17 protein-coding genes are annotated in these 15779 nt (G+C 74.3%); 6 read left to right on the forward strand and 11 right to left on the reverse strand.

All coding sequences use genetic code 11. From position 1 onward, the window contains the following. The 6 genes from rbfA to rimP form a co-directional block, all read right to left on the reverse strand. Window positions 1-450: a 30S ribosome-binding factor RbfA gene (gene rbfA / locus C8E97_RS28230; RefSeq protein WP_121008430.1), complete on the reverse strand. Its 450-nt coding sequence runs from the start codon at window positions 448-450 to the stop codon at window positions 1-3. 42 nt (window positions 451-492) lie between these two features. Further along, complete coding sequence (locus C8E97_RS28235) at window positions 493-789, reverse strand: DUF503 domain-containing protein (protein ID WP_121008431.1); 297 nt, start codon at window positions 787-789, stop codon at window positions 493-495. Between the two features lie 69 nt (window positions 790-858). Continuing rightward, window positions 859-3894: a translation initiation factor IF-2 gene (gene infB, locus C8E97_RS28240; RefSeq protein WP_121008432.1), complete on the reverse strand. Its 3036-nt coding sequence runs from the start codon at window positions 3892-3894 to the stop codon at window positions 859-861. An 87-nt stretch (window positions 3895-3981) separates the two neighbouring features. Next, on the reverse strand, window positions 3982-4395 hold the full coding sequence (locus C8E97_RS28245) for a YlxR family protein (RefSeq protein WP_246019232.1): 414 nt from the start codon (window positions 4393-4395) through the stop codon (window positions 3982-3984). Further along, the gene (gene nusA, locus C8E97_RS28250; RefSeq protein WP_121008434.1) at window positions 4349-5371 is read right to left on the reverse strand and encodes a transcription termination factor NusA; all 1023 of its coding nucleotides are present in this window, start codon (window positions 5369-5371) and stop codon (window positions 4349-4351) included. Before nusA ends, C8E97_RS28245 begins: the two co-directional genes overlap by 47 nt. After that, the gene (rimP, locus tag C8E97_RS28255; protein WP_121008435.1) at window positions 5368-5892 is read right to left on the reverse strand and encodes a ribosome maturation factor RimP; all 525 of its coding nucleotides are present in this window, start codon (window positions 5890-5892) and stop codon (window positions 5368-5370) included. Before rimP ends, nusA begins: the two co-directional genes overlap by 4 nt. Before the next feature lie 144 nt (window positions 5893-6036). Between rimP and C8E97_RS35635 the strand changes: the two genes are divergently transcribed. Together C8E97_RS35635 and C8E97_RS35640 are read left to right on the forward strand one after the other, a co-directional pair. Further along, the gene (locus C8E97_RS35635) at window positions 6037-6483 is read left to right on the forward strand and encodes a hypothetical protein (RefSeq protein ID WP_246019234.1); all 447 of its coding nucleotides are present in this window, start codon (window positions 6037-6039) and stop codon (window positions 6481-6483) included. Continuing rightward, window positions 6480-6908 (forward strand): ferritin-like domain-containing protein, encoded by a 429-nt coding sequence (locus C8E97_RS35640; protein ID WP_246019235.1) that lies wholly within the window; start codon window positions 6480-6482, stop codon window positions 6906-6908. The genes C8E97_RS35635 and C8E97_RS35640 overlap by 4 nt, the downstream gene beginning before the upstream one ends. Before the next feature lie 259 nt (window positions 6909-7167). On the opposite strand, the gene C8E97_RS28270 is transcribed toward C8E97_RS35640, so the two are convergent. The 4 genes from C8E97_RS28270 to C8E97_RS28285 all read right to left on the reverse strand — a co-directional run bounded on the left by C8E97_RS28270 (window position 7168) and on the right by C8E97_RS28285 (window position 10696). Further along, window positions 7168-7854, reverse strand: a complete 687-nt coding sequence (locus C8E97_RS28270) for a hypothetical protein (protein WP_121008437.1) — start codon at window positions 7852-7854, stop codon at window positions 7168-7170. A 475-nt stretch (window positions 7855-8329) separates the two neighbouring features. Further along, window positions 8330-9340: an aminotransferase class V-fold PLP-dependent enzyme gene (locus C8E97_RS28275; RefSeq protein ID WP_121008438.1), complete on the reverse strand. Its 1011-nt coding sequence runs from the start codon at window positions 9338-9340 to the stop codon at window positions 8330-8332. Between the two features lie 54 nt (window positions 9341-9394). Further along, window positions 9395-9877, reverse strand: coding sequence for a DUF4442 domain-containing protein (locus tag C8E97_RS28280; RefSeq protein ID WP_121008439.1), 483 nt, complete (start codon window positions 9875-9877; stop codon window positions 9395-9397). Window positions 9878-9919: 42 nt separating this feature from the next. Next, the gene (locus C8E97_RS28285) at window positions 9920-10696 is read right to left on the reverse strand and encodes an SDR family NAD(P)-dependent oxidoreductase (RefSeq protein WP_121008440.1); all 777 of its coding nucleotides are present in this window, start codon (window positions 10694-10696) and stop codon (window positions 9920-9922) included. An 82-nt stretch (window positions 10697-10778) separates the two neighbouring features. Between C8E97_RS28285 and C8E97_RS28290 the strand changes: the two genes are divergently transcribed. The 3 genes from C8E97_RS28290 (at window position 10779) to C8E97_RS28300 (ending at window position 13191) form a co-directional block, all read left to right on the forward strand. Next, on the forward strand, window positions 10779-11186 hold the full coding sequence (locus C8E97_RS28290; protein WP_121008441.1) for a YjbQ family protein: 408 nt from the start codon (window positions 10779-10781) through the stop codon (window positions 11184-11186). Between the two features lie 78 nt (window positions 11187-11264). Continuing rightward, window positions 11265-12392 carry a DUF8017 domain-containing protein gene (locus C8E97_RS28295; RefSeq protein WP_147455260.1) on the forward strand — a complete coding sequence of 376 codons (1128 nt, stop codon included), beginning with the start codon at window positions 11265-11267 and terminating at the stop codon, window positions 12390-12392. 115 nt (window positions 12393-12507) lie between these two features. Next, window positions 12508-13191, forward strand: coding sequence for an HAD family hydrolase (locus C8E97_RS28300; protein WP_121008443.1), 684 nt, complete (start codon window positions 12508-12510; stop codon window positions 13189-13191). A gap of 151 nt (window positions 13192-13342) precedes the next feature. On the opposite strand, the gene C8E97_RS28305 is transcribed toward C8E97_RS28300, so the two are convergent. Then, window positions 13343-15091, reverse strand: a complete 1749-nt coding sequence (locus tag C8E97_RS28305; RefSeq protein ID WP_121008444.1) for a proline--tRNA ligase — start codon at window positions 15089-15091, stop codon at window positions 13343-13345. Between the two features lie 270 nt (window positions 15092-15361). Here C8E97_RS28305 and C8E97_RS28310 point away from each other — a divergent pair, with 270 nt between their 5' ends. Then, window positions 15362-15712, forward strand: a complete 351-nt coding sequence (locus C8E97_RS28310; RefSeq protein ID WP_121008445.1) for a VOC family protein — start codon at window positions 15362-15364, stop codon at window positions 15710-15712. Window positions 15713-15779 lie beyond the last annotated feature (67 nt).

Consider the following 15779-nt stretch of genomic DNA (forward strand, 5'->3'; position numbering starts at 1 on the left):
CTAGTCGGCTTCGTCGGCCTCACGCGGAGGCTTGTACGGGTCCGCCTCGCCGGCGGGTTCGGCGCCGGACGCGATCCGGGCCACCTCCGCGTCCGCCTCGCGGGCGCGGGCCAGCAGCTCGTCCATCCGCCGCGCCTCGTCGGGCACGGTGTCGGTGACGAACGACAGGGTCGGCGTGAACCGCACGCCGGTCTGCTGGCCGACCATCGTGCGCAGCACGCCCTTGGCCTTCTCCAGCGCCGCGGCGGCGCCCGCGAAGTCCGGCTCGGCGTCCAGCTTCTCGCCCAGCACCGTGTAGTAGACCGTCGCGTCGTGCAGGTCGCCCGTCACGCGCGTGTCGGTGATCGTCACCCGCGCCAGGCGCGGGTCCTTCACCTCGTGTTCCAGCGCGGAGGCCACGATCTGCGAGATCCGCTTGGCCAGCTTGCGCGCCCGTGCCTGGTCGGCCACGGCGCTCCCTCCTCCATCTGCACAGCCGCCGTGAACGGCGGCTCAGTCGTCCTCCGGCCCGACCAGCCTGTGGCGGGCGGAGAGCAGTTCCAGTTCGGGCCGTCCGGCCACCAGCCGCTCGCACGCGGCCAGGACGTCCCTGACATGCTCGGCGTCGGCCGCGACGGCCGCCACTCCGATCAGCGCGCGGCGGTGCAGGTCGAGGTGACCGGCTTCCGCCACGGCCACCTCGAACCTGCGGCGCAGTTCGGCCACCACGGGCCGCACCGCGGACCGCTTCTGCTTGAGCGAGTGGACGTCGCCGAGCAGCACGTCCAGCTCCAGGGCACCCACGTACAAGTGTCGTCACCACGAGGTAGGAGGGGGCCGCCGCCACGACAGCGACGGCCCCCGGTGTCCGAAGACGTCCTAGACGCGCGGCTTCTCGCGCATCTCGAAGGTCTCGATGACGTCGCCGACCTTCAGGTCGGCGTAGTTGCCGAGCGTCAGACCGCACTCGAAGCCCTCGCGGACCTCGGTCGCGTCGTCCTTGAACCGCCGCAGCGAGCTGACCGGCAGGTTCTCCTGGACGACGTTGTTGTCGCGCAGCAGGCGGGCCCGCGCGTTGCGGCGGATCTCGCCCGACAGCACCATGCAGCCCGCGATCGTGCCGACCTTGGAGGACTTGAAGACCTCGCGGATCTCCGCGCGACCCAGCTGGACCTCTTCGTACTCCGGCTTGAGCATGCCCTTGAGGGCCTGCTCGATCTCGTCGATCGCCTGGTAGATCACGGTGTAGTAGCGGACGTCCACGCCCTCGCGGTTGGCGAGCTCGGTCGCCTTGCCCTCGGCCCGGACGTTGAAGCCCAGGACGATGGCGCTACCCGCGACGGCGAGGTTGATGTCGCCCTCGGTGATGCCGCCGACGCCGCGGTGGATGACCCGCAGCTCGACGTCGTCGCCGACCTCGATCTTCATCAGCGCGTCTTCCAGCGCCTCGACGGTACCGGAGTTGTCGCCCTTGATGATCAGCGTGAGGGAGCTGGTCTCCTTCAGGGCGGCGTCCAGGTCCTCCAGGCTGACGCGCTTGCGCCGCGCCGCGTTGGCGGCGTTGCGGGTGCGGGCCTGGCGGCGCTCGGCGATCTGCCGCGCGACGCGGTCCTCGTCGACGACGAGGAACGAGTCGCCCGCGCCCGGCACCGACGTCAGGCCGATGACCTGCACCGGGCGGGACGGCGTCGCCTCGGTGACGTCGTCGCCGTGCTCGTCCACCATGCGGCGGACGCGGCCGTAGGCGTCGCCGGCGACGATCGAGTCGCCGACCCGCAGCGTGCCGCGCTGCACCAGCACCGTGGCGACCGGGCCGCGGCCGCGGTCGAGGTGGGCCTCGATCGCGACGCCCTGGGCCTCCATCGCCGGGTTGGCGCGCAGGTCCAGCGACGCGTCGGCGGTCAGCAGGATCGCCTCCAGCAGGCCGTCGATGTTGATGGCCTCCCGCGCCGAGATGTCGACGAACATCGTGTCGCCGCCGTACTCCTCGGCGACCAGCCCGTACTCGGTGAGCTGCTGGCGGATCTTGGCGGGGTTGGCCCCCTCCTTGTCGATCTTGTTGACCGCGACCACGATCGGCGCGTTGGCCGCCTGGGCGTGGTTGATCGCCTCCACCGTCTGCGGCATCACGCCGTCGTCGGCCGCCACCACGATGACCGCGATGTCGGTCGAGTTCGCGCCGCGGGCACGCATGGCGGTGAACGCCTCGTGACCCGGCGTGTCGATGAAGGTGATGAGGCGCGGGTCGCCCTCCAGCTCGGTGCGCACCTGGTACGCGCCGATGTGCTGGGTGATGCCGCCGGCCTCGCCCTCCGCGACCTTCGCCTTGCGGATGGTGTCCAACAGGCGCGTCTTGCCGTGGTCGACGTGACCCATGACGGTCACGACCGGCGGCCGGACCTCCAGGTCCTCCTCGTCGCCCGCGTCCTCGCCGTAGGTGATGTCGAACGTGCCGAGCAGCTCGCGGTCCTCTTCCTCCGGGGACACGACCTGCACGTTGTAGTTCATCTCGGAGCCGAGCAGCTCCAGGATCTCGTCCGACACCGACTGGGTCGCGGTGACCATCTCGCCGAGGTGGAACAACACCTGCACCAGCGAGGCCGGGTTGGCGTTGATCTTGTCGGCGAAGTCGGTCAGCGAGGCGCCGCGCGGCAGCCGGATGGTCTCGCCGTTGCCCTTGGGCAGGCGGACGCCGCCGACCGACGGCGCCTGCATGTTGTCCATGTACTCCTGGCGCTTCTGGCGCTTGGACTTGCGCCCGCGACGCGCCGGGCCGCCGGGGCGGCCGAACGCGCCCGCCGCGCCACCGCGACCGCCGGGGCCACCGGGACGACCGCCGCCGCCGCGGAAACCGCCGCCGCCGGCCGGTGCGCCACCGCCGCCACCGGGGCCACCGCGGAAGCCACCGCCACCGCCGCCACCACCGCCGGGACCGCCGCGGAAGCCACCGCCACCGCCGCCGCCACCGGGACCGCCGCGGAAGCCGCCACCGCCGCCACCGGGACGACCGCCGCCGCCACCGGGACCGCGACCGCCGCCGCCGGGACCACCGCCCGGACGGCCGCCGCCGCCGGGACCGGGCCGGTTGCCGGCCGGACGGCCCGGCATCATGCCGGGGTTCGGCCGGGGCGGCATGTTGCCGGGGTTGGGGCGCGGGCCGCCGGAGCCGGCGGAGCCGCCCGGACGGGGACCGGCCGGGCGCGGGTCGCCGGGCTTGGGCGCGTTGCCCCGGTCACCGCGGTCGCCGCGCTCGGGGCGGTCGCCCGGAGCGGACGGGCGCGGCGCCTGCGGGCGCGGCGCGGGAGCGCCGCCGCCGACGCCGAACGGGTTGTTGCCCGGACGCGGCGGACGCGGGCCGGCGGGCTTGGGCGCCTGCGGCCTGGGCGGCACGACGGACGGGCTCTGCTGGGCCGCCGCGGGCTGCTGCGGCGACGGGCGGGGACCCGGCCGAGGACCGGCGGGCTTGGGCGCCTGCTGCGGCTGCTGCGGCGCGGGCGCCGGGGTCTGCTTCGCGGCGGGCGCGACCGGCTGCTGCGGCGCGGCCGGGGCCGCCGGGGCGGGCTTCGGCGCGGGCTGCTGCTGCTGCGGTGCGGGCTTGGGCGCCTGCGGCTTCGGGCCGGGCACCGGGCGCGGGCCGGGCTTGCCCACCGGTGCGGCGGGCCGGGGCGCCTGCTTCGCGTCGGCCGACGGCGCGGGCGCCTGCGGCTTCGGCGGCGCCGGGCGGGCGCCGGGCGGCTTGGGCTTGGCGTCGGACTTCGACGCGTAGGCGTCGCGGAGCCGCCGGGCCACGGGGGCCTCGACGGTGCTGGACGCGGACTTCACGTACTCGCCCTGGTCGGCGAGCTTGCTCAACAGTTCCTTGCTCGTGACGCCGAGCTCCTTGGCGAGCTCGTGCACGCGGGCCTTGCCTGCCACTGCACTCCTCTGGATGATGAGGCCGGCGGCAGTCCCGTCGACCTCGTCTTAACGTCGCGCGTTCATGTCTTCAGCTTCACGGCTGACTCATGACGGGTCGACCTGCTTCCTTGCTTCCTGCGGGTCGCGGGGCGATCCCGCGACCTGTGTCCCCTGCTGCTCCAGGTGCCCGCGCACCGGTTCCGCGTCGAGCGGCCCCCGGACCCGGAAGGCCCTGGGGAACGCCCTTCGCTTCTCGGCCTCGCGGAGACAGCCCGGATCGGGGTGCAGCCATGCACCCCGGCCGGGCAGCCGTCGGCGGGTGTCCGGGACCACGGCCCCGTCCACGACCACCACGCGCAGCAGCTCGGAAGGCGACGTCCGGGCGCGGCACCCGATGCACGTGCGAACCGGGCCGTTGTGCCCAGGAACCGATCCCCGACGTCGAACCACTGAGAAGTCTATCCCCTGATGCTCAATCAGCCGAACCGGATGTCGCCGCACCCGCCGGCGCGGCCCCACCCGGGTCCGCGTCGCTGCGGATGTCGATGCGCCAGCCGGTGAGCCGCGCGGCCAGCCGGGCGTTCTGGCCCTCCTTGCCGATGGCGAGGGAGAGCTGGAAGTCCGGCACGACCACGCGCGCCGTCTTGGCGCGTTCGTCGAGCACCCGTACGGACACAACCTTGGCAGGTGACAGGGCATTCCCGACGAACGTGGCCGGGTCGTCGGAGTGGTCGATGATGTCGATCTTCTCACCGGCCAGCTCGCTCATCACGTTCCGGACCCGCGCGCCCATCGGGCCGATGCACGCGCCCTTGGCGTTCACGCCGGCGACCGTCGAGCGGACCGCGATCTTCGAGCGGTGACCTGCCTCACGTGCCACCGCGGGGATCTCCACGGTGCCGTCCGCGATCTCCGGCACCTCCAGCGCGAACAGCCTGCGCACGAGGTTCGGGTGCGTCCGGGACAGCGTGATCTGGGGGCCGCGCGCGCCGCGCGACACGCCCACGACGTAGCACTTGATCCGCGAGCCGTGCTCGTACGACTCGCCGGGCACCTGCTCGGCGGGCGGCAGGACGCCCTCGGTGTCGCCGATCTGCACCACGACCATGCCGCGCGCGTTGGCGCGGGCGTCGCGCTGCACGACACCGCCGATGATCTCGCCCTCCTTGGCGGCGAACTCGCCGAAGGTGCGCTCGTGCTCGGCGTCGCGCAGGCGCTGGAGGATCACCTGGCGCGCCGTGGTGGCCGCGATCCGGCCGAACCCCTCGGGCGTGTCGTCCCACTCCTCGGCCACGGAGCCGTCCGGGCCCAGCTCCTGGGCCAGCACGCGCACGACCCCGGTCTTGCGGTCGATCTCCACCCGCGAGTGCGGGTGGTGCCCCTCGGTGTGCTTGTACGCGGTGAGCAACGCGGTCTCGATGGCTTCCAGCACGGTGTCGAAGGGGATGTCCTTGTCCCGCTCGATCGCCCGCAGTGCGGCGATGTCGACGTTCACTCCGACTCCTCCTCCGGGTGCGTGCCCTCCAGGAGCGCGAGCTCCTCGACGGGCGGCTGCTTGAACTCGACTTCGACCACGGCGCGCTCGATCGAGTCGTACTCGACGCGGCGCAGCTCGCCCTTGACCAGCAGCACGACCCCGCTGTCGTCGGCCTCGCCGACGCGGCCGAACCACTCGACCCGGTCCGGCTGCTTGACCTTGACCAGGCGCAGCCTCGCGCGCTTCCAGTGGCGCGGCCTGGTCAGCGGCCGGTCGGCGCCCGGCGAGGTGACCTCAAGCGTGTACGGGCCCGCGATGAGGTGCTCGTGCGCGTCGAGCGCGGCGGACACGGCGCGGCTGGCGTCGGCGACCTCGTCGAGCCCGATGCCGTCGTCGCCGTCCACGACCACCTTCACCAGCCTGCGACGCCCAGCCTGGTTCACGTCGAGCGATTCGAGGTCGAAGCCGATGGCCTCCACCGCTGCCCGCACGACGGGTGCTAGCTGCGCGGCGAGTTCTCCGCGCGGCGGGCTGGACACGTGGTGACTCCTTTCGGGTGCAGAAGGGCACGGCAACCCCGGCCGACGCTGCACTCGCCGGCCGTTGGTCGCCCAGACTATCCCCTCCCGGACACGCCGCACGCCCCAGAGGCGGTCGGGGCGGCTCTGGCAGGATCGGCACCCGTGATCGGAAGAACGGCGCTCAGCAGGCGCGGCGTGCTGTTGGCGGTGGCCACCGCGCCACTGGCGGCGGCGTGCACCACACCACCGCCCGCACCGCCGCCACCGGACCCGCTGGCGGACCTCGTCGTCGCGGCGCGGGCCGACGCGGCGCTGGCCACCGCCGTCGGCGCGGCCGAGACCGCGGCGGCGCGGTCGGAGCACGCCGCCCGGCTCCAGGCCGAGGTGGAGCGGGCGACGCCGAGGGTGCCCGGCGCGTCCTCGTCGCCCGCGCCGACGCCGTCCGCCGCGCCACCGCCCGCAGGCGCGACGCGGGAGGCGCTCGTCGCGGCGTTGCAGGCGGCGCGGAAGCAGGCGGGCGACCTGGCGGTGACGGTCCCGGCGCACCGCGCCGGGCTGGTGGCCGCGGTGTCGGCCGGGTGCGCGAGCCTGGTGGAGGCGTTGTCGTGAACGTGGACGCGGTGCAGTCGGCGCTGGCCGCCGAGCACGCGGCGGTGTGGACGTACGGGCTGGTCAGCGCGTTCGTGGCGCAGCAGGCGTCCGCCGTGGCGGAGGGGGCGAACGCCCACCGGGCGCGGCGCGACACGACCGAGCGGTGGCTGCGCGACCAGGGCGCGGTGCCCTCGCCGCCCGCGCCCGCCTACCTGCCGCCCCAGCCGGTGGACAGCGCGGCGTCGGCGATCGCGGCGCTGATCTCGGTGGAGACGGACGCGTGCGCCGCCTGGCACGGCGTGCTGGAGCGGACCGACGACCAGGCGCTGCGGAAGTCGGCGCTGGACGCCCTGACGACCTCGGCCGTCCGCGCGACCCGGTGGCGCAAGGCCGCCGGCGCGAGCCCGCTGCCCATCACCCTGCCGGGCAGGGCCGGCGGCTGAGCCCACCCGCCGACCGCGCGGGCCGGGTGCCCGCCGCGCAGGACGGCCTCCTGCGCGGATCTCCCGCCGCAGGACCGACGCCCGCGCAGGACCGACACCCGTGCAGGGCGGCGTCCGGGCTGGGCCGACACCCGCGCAGGGCGAGCGGGCGTCGGCCCAGCGGTCGGGCGCGACGTCCCCGTGCGCCGGCTGTGCGGGCGTGTGCCGGGTGGTGCGGCCGGGCGCTGTCGGGCGACCGGGCGCACCGGCGTGGGCGGGCTCACCCCAGTTCGGGCACCAGCCGGAACGCGTCGGCGGAGATCCGCTTCATCAGCGCGACGTGCTCCTCCTCGGTGGGCGAGCGCTGCGCGGCGTCCGACTCGATGATGATCACGTCGCGGTCCTGCTGCCGCGCCGCGAAGCCCCCGGACCCCAGCGACCGCAGGCCGGGCACCTGCACCGCGCCGTCGCGGACCAGGTCGTTGACGTTGCCGGTGCCGTCCCGCGTGGTGAGGTCCTTCAGCTTGTTCGCGTCCGCGATCGTCTTCATCCGCACCACTGACACGGACGTGTAGACAGTTCGCCCGTCCGGGGTCTTGGTGGTGAAGAGCCCGCGCGTGAGCTGCTGGCACGGCGTCGACGTCAGGAACGTCTTCGTCTCGCCGTACGCGTGCGCCGCGCACTGGCTGTCCTTCAGCGCCTCGGGCACCTGCGGCGCCCGCTCGAAGGCGAACTCGCCGACCGGGGCCGACGTGGGCGACGGCGTGGGCTTCGGGTCGTCCTTGGGCATGACGACCAGCCACACCAGCCCCGACACGACGGCCACCCCGAGCAGGCCCAGACCGCGCAGGAGCCAGCTGCGCGACCCGTCGCGCACCCCGCCGCGCGACGGCGGGGTGCGCGGCGGTGGGGTGCGCGGCGGCGAGTTCAGCAGCGCGTCGAGTTGGCCGATCTCCGACGGCCGCATGCGGGCGGTGTCGGTGAGCCCCGGCGGCCCCGGAGGACGTCCGCCCAAGGCGCCCGACGGCGGCCCGACCGGAGCGCCCGTCGGCGGCTGTCCCGCCGGCGGGCCCGCCGGGAACCCGGCCGGCTGGACCGCCTGGGGTCCCGTGTGCGGACCGGTCCGCGCCCCGGCCGGTTGCCCCGCCGGGGAACCGGCCTGCGGGACCCCGTTCGGACCTGCCTGCGGACCCGCTTGCGCGACCTCGTGCGGACCCGCCTGCGGGACCCCGTTCGGGCCTGCCTGTGCGACGTGCGGACCCGCCTGCGGCATCCCGTGCGGACCGGTCCGCGGTCCTGTCGGCGAGCCCGTCGGGGGCCACACCGGAGGTCCCGCCGGCGGCTGCGCCGGGGGCGGGGCCGGGACGCGGGGTAACCGCTGCGTCACCTCTTCGGGTGTTTCGGGAGGAACCGACACAACCCGTCACGGTAACGGACCGCCGTCAGGCGAGCGCTTCCAGCACGCGCTCGACGTCCTCCGCCGTGTTGTAGAGGTGGAACGCGACGCGCACCCGGCCGGCGCGCACCGACGACCGCACCCCGGCCGCAGCCAGCCTCTCCCCCGACCCCGGCGGCAGCTCCAGCGACACGATGGCCGACCCCCGCGCGGGCAGCCCCAGGCCGGCCAGCAGCGAGTCGGCCAGCCCCACGTTGTGGTCGCGCACCGCCGCCAGGTCCAGCGACGCCAGGTAGGGCAGGGACACCGCCGCGCCGTGGTGCGCCAGCCACACCGGCGAGATGTCGAACCGGCGGGCGTCGGACGCGAGGCGCAGCGGCAGCCCGTACACCGCGGTCCAGGGGTCCTCGCCGGCCCACCAGTTGGCCGACACGGGCACGGCGCGCTCGACGCCGGCGGGCGAGCAGGCGAGCCACGCGGACCCGCGCGGGGCCATCAGCCACTTGTACCCGGCGGCGACGACCCAGTCCGCCCACTCCAGCGACAGCGGCAGCCACCCGACGGCCTGCGTGGCGTCCAGCAGCACCGGCACGCCGGTCTCCCGCAGCCCGTCCAGGTCGGCGATCCGCCCGTCGGCGGACTGCACGACGCTCACGGCGACGAAGTCGTGGTCCGCCGCCGCCGACACGAGCGAGTCCAGCTCGACCTCGGTGACGCGCAGGCCGCGGGCCGCGAAGGGGAACGTGAGGGAGGTGAACTCGCCGCCGGCGACGAGGACCCGCGCGTCCGCCGGCAGCCCGGCCGCGACCTGCGCGACGAGCTGGGACACCGAGGCGCCGAGGGCGACCCGGTCGGTGGGCACGCCCACGAGCCTGCCGAACGCCTCGCGGGCGGTGGTGACCGCCGGGTCGGCCGTGGTCGGGGTGTCCTGGCCGGCGGCCCACCTCCGCACGGCCTCCGCGACGGCGGTCGCGGCGGGCGTGGGCGGGACACCGATGCTCGCCGTGTTGAGGTAGCCGGGGGGCACGTCGAACGATGATCCGAATGCAGTGCGCATGGACCCATCAGACATGTCCGAAACCCGCCAGGTCCACCGAGTTGCCGACGATCCTCAGGCAGTGGCGGTCGTCGACGCCTTTTCGTCCGGCGTGGTCGCCTTGCGGCGGGCGTAGACCTGCTTGCGGACGCGGGCCACCACCGACCCGTCCTCGGCGAGCACGTCCACGGGGAACCAGCGGAGCGCCTTGCCCCCGTCGGCGGCCTGGGCGCGCAGGTCGGCGAGGTGCTCGTCGGTGAGCCGGAACTCGGCGTGCACGGTGCCGCGGCCCGGCCGCACGAAGTCGATCTCGCCCGCCCGGTCCCAGACGACGTGGTCGCGCCCGAGGTGGTGCAGCACGAGCAGCATCCAGAACGGGTCGGTCATCGCGAACAGCGAGCCGCCGAAGTGCGTGCCCACGTAGTTGCGGTTGTACCAGCGCAGCCGCATCCGGACCCTGGCGTACCGGTAGTCGTCGGAGATCTCCACGACCCGGATGCCCGCGAACAGGAACGGCGGCCACAGGTTCATGCCCAACCGCAGACGTGATGCCTTCATGCGCGTCATGTTACCCGCCGGTAATGACGGGTCCGAGAGGTGTCAGCGCAGCACCACGACGTTACCCGTCACCCTGGCGGCGGCGGGCGAGCACAGGAACGCGATCACCGACGCGACCTCCTCCGGCCGGGCCACCGGGAACCGCTCCCGCACCGCGTCGTTGACCCAGCCGGTGTCGGTCACCCCCGGCTTGACCATGTTCGCGGTGACGCCGTGCGGCGCGAGTTCCGCCGCCGCCGAGAGCGTGTAGTTGTCCAGCGCCGCCTTGGCCGCGCCGTAGGACACCTCGCCGGGGAACCCGCCCGGACCGCCCGAGGTGAGGCCGACGATGCGGCCCCAGTTGCCGCCGCGCGCCAGGTGCCTGCGGGCGAACTCGGCGATCAGCAGCGCGCCCGCCCGCGCGTCCACCGCGAACTGCGCGTCGAACGTCTGCGGCGTGACGGCCCGCTGCACCCGGCCGAAGTGGTCGGTCCGGTCGGCCAGGAACGTGTCCTGCACCCACCCGGACGCGTTGTTGACCAGCACGTCCACCGGGCCGAAGAGCCGTTCGGCGGTGTCGAACAGCAGCGCGGGCGCGCCGACGTCGGTCAGGTCGACCTCCAGGGCGTGCGCCTGGCCGCCCGACTCGGCGATCGCCTCGACCACGGCGTCCGCGCCGCTCTCGCGGCTGGTGAAGTACTCGGGGGGCAGGCTCGGGTCCGGCGGGGGCGCGTAGCGCAGGAACGACAGGAGCACCCGGACCCCCTGCGCGGCGAGCGCCTTGGCCGTGGCGGCCCCGATGCCCTGGTTCGCCCCGGTGACGATGGCGGTGTGCGACACGGTCCGGATACTGCCCGACCGCCCCCGACGAGGGCAGCCGGTTTCCGGCCGGTACGACGCGGGCCACCTAAGCTGATGGTCCATGCGCAGTGAAGAGATCGAGGTGCACACCGGCTCGGACGAGGTCGTGCGCGACCTGACCCGCGCGTGCGAGCGGTTCCTGGAGGGCGTCGACGGCGACGGCCTGCTGCACGTCTGGGTGCCGCACGCCACGGCCGGCCTCGCGGTGCTGGAGACCGGCGCGGGCAGCGACGAGGACCTGCTGGCCGCCCTGGGCGACCTGCTGCCGCGCGACGACCGCTGGCGGCACCGGCACGGGTCGCCGGGCCACGGCCGCGACCACGTGCTGCCCGCGCTGCTGCCGCCGTACGCGACGATCCCGGTGCTGGGCGGTGTGCTCGCGCTGGGCACCTGGCAGTCGGTGTGCCTGGTCGACACCAACGTCGACAACCCCGTCCGCAAGGTCCGGTTGAGCTTCCTGGCGGGCTAGCGGGCGGTGCGGCCGTCGGGCCCGGTCGAATTCCTCGGCGCGGCCCGTCGAGCGGAACCGGCGGGGTACGGTTTGGCCGTGACATACCCAGGTGACGGGCAGAGCGGTTGGGGCGGCCGGCCCGGCCAGGGCGACCGGGGGCCGCACAACCAGGGCCACCCCCCGCAGGGACCTCGGGGCTACGGCCCGCAGCAGCCCGGATACGGGCAACCGGAGTACGGCCCGCAGCCGGAGTACGGCCCGCAACCGGGCTACGGCTACGGCACGCCGTCCGGCCACGGCGACCAGCCGGGGTGGGGCACTCAGCCCGGTTACGGTGACCAGGCCGGGCACGGCGCCCCCGGTTACGGCGACCAGACCGGGTACGGCACGCCCGGTTACGGCGACCAGGCCGGGTACGGCGGCGGGTACGGCGGCCTCGGCGTGTTCTCCGGCGGCGACGAGCCACCGCCCCCGAAGCGCGCCGGCCGGATCTGGCCGGCCGTCGGCCTCGTCGTCCTGCTGCTCGTCGGCGGGGGCCTGACCGCGTTCTTCGTCACCCGCCCCGACGACGCGCGGCCCGCCGCCGACAGCGGCGCGCCGGACCCGAGCACCACGACCAGCGCCGCGAAGCCCACGACCACCACGAAGGCGGGCGGCCCGTCCTGCAAGCCGGGCAAGGCCGACTGGAACTGCCTGCCCGTGGAGAACCTGTCCTACAGCTACGACGTGCCCAAGGGCTGGTCGCCCAACCCCGGCGCGGCGGACGTCGAGGGCATGGACGGCGTCCGGCTCACCGGCCTCACCATCTACGGCGTGTACGAGTGCGGTGGCGCGCGGTACAACCGGGGCAGCACCGGCGGTGTGGTCGTGCCACAGGGCGACCTGACCGCGGTGGCCAAGGACTTCGCGCAGAAGCTCGGCACCCAGTACTACCGCGGCGGCAAGACGTTCGACGTCAAGCTCGGCGAGCCCAAGCCCGTCAAGGTGCCCAACGGCGCCAAGGCGCAGATCGAGGGCGTGCAGGTGGACGCCGCGGTCACCACCGCGGGCAACGACTGCCTGGCCGCCAAGGGCATGGTCAAGGTCCTCGTCCTCAAGGGCGATCCGGGCCTGCACGTGTTCATGGCCAACGGCGACCTGGAAGGCGGCCCGGCCACGCCCAAGCCGGTCGCCGAGGCCGACCTCCAGGCGATGGTGGACTCCGTGAAGCCGCTGGCGGGCTGATCGGGTGGCGTGCGCCGCCCCCGCCGCGCGAGTCCACTGTGGACCGGATCGCGGCGCGGTTCGGCGCGGCCGAGCGGGAAGCGACCGACCCAACCGAGGAGAGCGTGCGACTGCCGTGAACACGTTGGTGCTGTGGGACATCGACCTGACCCTGATCGACGCGCGCGGCCTCGGCCACAGCTGGTACCGCACGGCGCTCCACGCCGCGGCGGGGCTGGAACTCGTGCACACGCCGAGCTTCCCCGGCCGCACCGAGCGCGCCATCACGCAGGAGCTGCTGACGCTGCACGCCCTCGAACCCACCGACGAGCTGATCGCCCGGCTGCACGCGGAGCTGATCGAGGTGGCGACGCGGGAGCACACCCTGCTGCCCGAGCGGGGCCGTGCGCTGCCCGGCGCGCTGGAGGCGCTGGAGGCGCTGTCCCGGCAGCGGGACGTCGTGCAGTCGCTGGTCACCGGGAACCTGGTGGAGATCGCCAGGTACAAGCTCGCGGCGTTCGGCCTCGACGCGCACCTGGACTTCGACATCGGCGGCTACGGCTCGGTCTCCGAGCACCGGCCGGAGCTGGTGCTGGAGGCCGTGCGGCTGGCGTCGGCCAAGCACGACAAGGAGTTCACGGCCGTCGTCATCGGCGACACGCCGCACGACGTGGACGCGGCGCTGCACCACGACGCGGTCGCGATCGGCGTCGCCACCGGGCGGAGCACCGCGGCGGAACTGCGCGCGGCCGGCGCGCACGTGGTGCTGGACGACCTGTCCGACACCGCCGCCGTCGTCAAGGCCGTGCTGCGGCGCTGATCGGCGCGCGACCCGGCCGGACGATGCCGGGGGAAGGGCCGCGCGGCTGCCGTGCGGCCCTTCCCCCCTTGCCCTCGCGGGTCTTCGTGCGACCGGTTGTCCTCGCCTCGCACGGGTCTTCGTGCGACCGGTTGCCCGCCCTGCGCTGGTCTCAGCCGCGGACGAGGTCCAGCAGGTGCCGCACCGCCTCGTCCACCGGCACCTCGACGCGCTCGCCGGAGCGGCGGTCCTTGACCTCCACCAGGCCGTTGGCCAGGCCGCGGCCCACCACCAGGATCGTGGGCACCCCGACCAGCTCCGCGTCGGCGAACTTCACGCCGGGGCTGGCCTTGCGGTCGTCCAGCAGCACGTCCAGGCCCGCCGCCGACAGCTCGCCCGCCAGCCGCTCACCGCCCGCCAGCAGCGCCTCGTCCTTGCCCGCCACGACGACGTGCACGTCCGCGGGAGCCACGTTGCGCGGCCACACGAGGCCGCGGTCGTCGTGGCTCTGCTCCGCGATCACCGCGACCAGGCGGGACACGCCGATGCCGTACGAGCCCATCGTGATGCGGACGGGCTTGCCGTCCGGCCCGAGGGCGTCCAGGCCGAACGCGTCCGCGTACTTGCGGCCGAGCTGGAAGATGTGGCCGATCTCGATGCCGCGCGCGGCGACGAGGACGCCCTTGCCGTCGGGCGACGGGTCGCCCTCGCGGACCTCCGCCACGTCGATCGTGCCGTCGGGCGTGAAGTCGCGGCCCTGCACCAGGTCCACCACGTGGTGGTCGACCTTGTCCGCGCCGGTGACCCAGGCCGTGCCGCGCACCACGCGCGGGTCGACCAGGTAGCGCACGCCGTTCGCCTGGAGCGCCCCCGGCCCGATGTAGCCCTTGACCAGGAACGGGTGCCGCGCGAAGTCGGCCTCGTCCAGCATCGACACCTCGGCGGGCTCGACGGCCGCCTCCAGGCGCTTGAAGTCGACCTCGCGGTCGCCGGGCACGCCGATCGCCAGCAGCGTCGGTTCCGCCGCGCCGGGCTCGGTGAGCTTCACGAGGACGTTCTTGAGCGTGTCCGCCGCGGTGAACTCGCGGCCGAGGCCCGCGCGGTTGAGGAAGTCGACCAGGGACTCGATGGTCGGCGTGTCGGGCGTGTGGTGCACCTGCGCCGCGGGCTTGTCCTCGACGCCCTGCTCGGCGGGCGCCGCCGTCCGCACGGCCTCGACGTTCGCCGCGTAGTCCGACTCCGTGCTGCGCACGAAGGTGTCCTCGCCGGTGGGCGCGACCGCCAGGAACTCCTCCGACGCCGAACCGCCCATCGCGCCCGACGTGGCGGACACGATCACGTACTCCAGGCCGAGCCGGTCGAAGATGCGGATGTACGCCTCGCGGTGCCGCTGGTAGGACTCCGCCAGCCCTTCGTCGGCGAGGTCGAACGAGTAGGAGTCCTTCATGACGAACTCGCGCCCGCGCAGGATGCCCGCGCGGGGCCGCGCCTCGTCGCGGTACTTCGTCTGGATCTGGTAGAGCGTGACCGGGTAGTCCTTGTACGAGGAGTACTCGCCCTTCACGGTGAGCGTGAACAGCTCCTCGTGGGTGGGGCCGAGCATGTAGTCGGCGCCCTTGCGGTCCTTGAGGCGGAAGACGTTCGGGCCGTACTCCGTCCACCGGTTGGTGGCCTCGTAGGGCTCCTTGGGCAGCAGCGCGGGGAACTGGATCTCCTGCGCGCCGATCGCGTCCATCTCCTCGCGCACGACCTGCTCGATCTTGCGCAGCACCCGCAGCCCCAGCGGCAGCCACGAGTACCCGCCCGGCGCGACGCGGCGGACGTAGCCGGCGCGGACCAGCAGCTTGTGGCTGGGTACTTCGGCGTCGGCCGGGTCCTCGCGCAGCGTGCGCAGGAACAGCGACGACATCCTCGTGATCACGGTGGGTGCTCCTAGTGGCGCGGGTTGTGCGAGAAAGGGTAGTGAACGGGGTCTGGCCAGTTCCAACGGGTTCCGCGCGGCGACGGCGGCCGGTGCCGGCGACCGGTGGCGGTGCGGTGGCGCGGCGTCGGGCCGGGGTCTTCGTGCACGGACCGTGCACGCGGCGAGCGGGGTGGCGGTGGCGGCCGGTCCGGTCCTGCCCGGTGGTGTCGGCGCAGGTCAACGTCGCGGCGGCGGCGGAGTGTCGGTGGTCGGGACTACCTTCCGGGCATGACGTTCACCATCGGGATGATCACCATCGACACGACGGACCCGCGCAAGCTCGCGGACTTCTGGACCAAGGCGCTGGGCACCGAGGTCGACCAGGACTACGGCGAGTTCGTCATGCTCGCGCCCGTCGGGGAGGGCGGCCTGCGCCTGGGACTCCAGCGCGTGGACGACGTGACGCCGGGGAAGAACCGGGTCCACTTCGACGCGCACGTGGCGGACCGGGCGGCGGAGGTCGCGCGGCTCGTGGGCCTGGGCGCGACGGAGCTGGCCGAGCACACCGTGCCGGGCCTGTCGTGGACCGTGCTGGCCGACCCGGAGGGCAACCAGTTCTGCATCGGCCAGGCGGGCTGACCTTCCCCTCCGCGCGTCGGCGGCGGAGGGCCGGTCAGCGGTCGGCCCTCCGCTCCGCCTCCGCCAC

The sequence above is a fragment of the Saccharothrix australiensis genome (genome assembly GCF_003634935.1).
Taxonomy (GTDB): Bacteria; Actinomycetota; Actinomycetes; order Mycobacteriales; family Pseudonocardiaceae; genus Actinosynnema; species Actinosynnema australiense.